The 2,279-nt window shown below is 57.7% G+C and carries 2 rRNA genes; both read left to right on the forward strand.

Annotated features, from left to right (window positions below):
* A 16S ribosomal RNA gene (locus VE128_00025) occupies positions 1–215 on the forward strand; the annotation flags it as partial.
* A 485-nt stretch (positions 216–700) separates the two neighbouring features.
* Positions 701–2,279, forward strand: a 23S ribosomal RNA gene (locus VE128_00030); the annotation flags it as partial.

Consider the following 2,279-nt stretch of genomic DNA (forward strand, 5'->3'; position numbering starts at 1 on the left):
TGAAGTCGGAGTCGCTAGTAATCGCAGATCAGCAACGCTGCGGTGAATACGTTCCCGGGCCTTGTACACACCGCCCGTCACGTCACGAAAGTCGGCAACACCCGAAGCCGGTGGCCCAACCCTTGTGGGGGGAGCCGTCGAAGGTGGGGCCGGCGATTGGGACGAAGTCGTAACAAGGTAGCCGTACCGGAAGGTGCGGCTGGATCACCTCCTTTCTAAGGAGCATCACTGGCCCCTGCATCGTCTCAGGTTCGTCCTGGGGGTGGGGGGTCCAGATCGGCTCATGCCACAGGCGCGTGTTCTGTGGGTGGGTTTGCTCATTAGTGGAGCACTGGCTATTCGATTCTTCTCGGTTGATCCTCGGTGTGAGTACTGCCCGCGGTTGTTCGTGGGTTCAGGAAAACCATCGGATGGATGGGCTGGGGAGGGTCGGGCACACTGTTGGGTCCTGAGGAAACGGACACCGGATGGTTTTTCTGGTGTTGGTTGTCTTCAGGTCGCCTTTGAGCCTGTCTCGCCTGGTCGGTGGGGTGGGTTTGGGCGTGCGGGCCGGTCTTGCCGTCATACCGCATCCACGATGTTTGCCCCTTGTGTTGGTTTTTGTGGTGTGGTGTTGTGGGTGGTTTGGTGGTGGTGTGGGTTGGTGTCCGTTCGTGTTTTGAGAACTGCATAGTGAACGCGAGCATCTTGTAACTTTTGTGTTCAAGTTTTTAAGGGCACACGGTGGATGCCTTGGCATCAGGAGCCGATGAAGGACGTGGGAGCCTGCGATATGCCCCGGGGAGTTGGCAACCGAGCGTTGATCCGGGGGTTTCCGAATGGGGTAACCCAGCACCCGTCATGGGGTGTTGCCGCCGTCTGAATTGATAGGGCGGTTGGTGGTAACGCGGGGAAGTGAAACATCTCAGTACCCGCAGGAAGAGAAAACAATTGTGATTCCCTGAGTAGTGGTGAGCGAAAGGGGATGAGGCTAAACCATGCGCGTGTGATAGCCGGCGGGCGTTGCGTGTGTGGGGTTGTGGGAGCATCTGTATCTGGTCCGCCTGGCCGGATGTGAAGTTATAAAATGGTTGGGTAGCCGAACGGTCTGGAATGGCCGACCGTAGTTGGTGATAGTCCAGTAGGTTAAACCTTTCCGTCTTCATATGGTGTTTCCCGAGTAGCACGGGGCCCGTGAAATCTCGTGTGAATCTGCCAGGACCACCTGGTAAGCCTAAATACTCCCTGATGACCGATAGCGGACTAGTACCGTGAGGGAAAGGTGAAAAGCACCCCGGTGAGGGGGCGTGAAATAGTACCTGAAACCGTGTGCCTACAAGCCGTCAGAGCGTTGACATCCTTTCGGGGGTGTTGTGATGTGATGGCGTGCCTTTTGAAGAATGAGCCTGCGAGTTACGGTGTGTGGCGAGGTTAACCCGTGTGGGGGAGCCGTAGCGAAAGCGAGTCTGAATAGGGCGCTCTTTAGTCGCATGCTGTAGACCCGAAGCGGAGTGATCTACCCATGGGCAGGTTGAAGCGCGGGTAAGACCGTGTGGAGGACCGAACCCACCAGGGTTGAAAACCTGGGGGATGACCTGTGGGTAGGGGTGAAAGGCCAATCAAACTCCGTGATAGCTGGTTCTCCCCGAAATGCATTTAGGTGCAGCGTCACGTGTTTCTTGCCGGAGGTAGAGCTACTGGATGGCCTAGGGGGCCTACAAGCTTACTGAAGTCAGCCAAACTCCGAATGCCGGTAAGTGAGAGCGTGGCAGTGAGACTGCGGGCGATAAGGTTCGTAGTCGAGAGGGAAACAGCCCAGATCATCGGCTAAGGCCCCTAAGCGTGTGCTAAGTGGTAAAGGATGTGGAGTTGCCGTGACAACCAGGAGGTTGGCTTAGAAGCAGCCACCCTTGAAAGAGTGCGTAATAGCTCACTGGTCAAGTGATTCCGCGCCGACAATGTAGCGGGGCTCAAGCACACCGCCGAAGCCGTGGCACTCCAGCATGTCCCTAGTCGCATCCCTTGTGGGTGTGGTTCAGGGGTTGGGGTGGGTAGGGGAGCGTCGTGTGGGCGGTGAAGCGGCGGCGTGAGCCAGCCGTGGAGGCCACACGAGTGAGAATGCAGGCATGAGTAGCGAATGAGGGGTGAGAAACCCCTCCGCCGGATGACCAAGGGTTCCTGGGGCAGGCTAATCCGCCCAGGGTAAGTCGGGACCTAAGGCGAGGCCGAGAGGCGTAGTCGATGGACAACGGGTTGATATTCCCGTACCCGCTGACACGCGCCCATGCTGAACCCACTGA

This window comes from Candidatus Angelobacter sp. (assembly GCA_035643775.1).
Classification (GTDB): domain Bacteria; phylum Bacteroidota; class Bacteroidia; order Flavobacteriales; family Blattabacteriaceae; genus DASQPV01.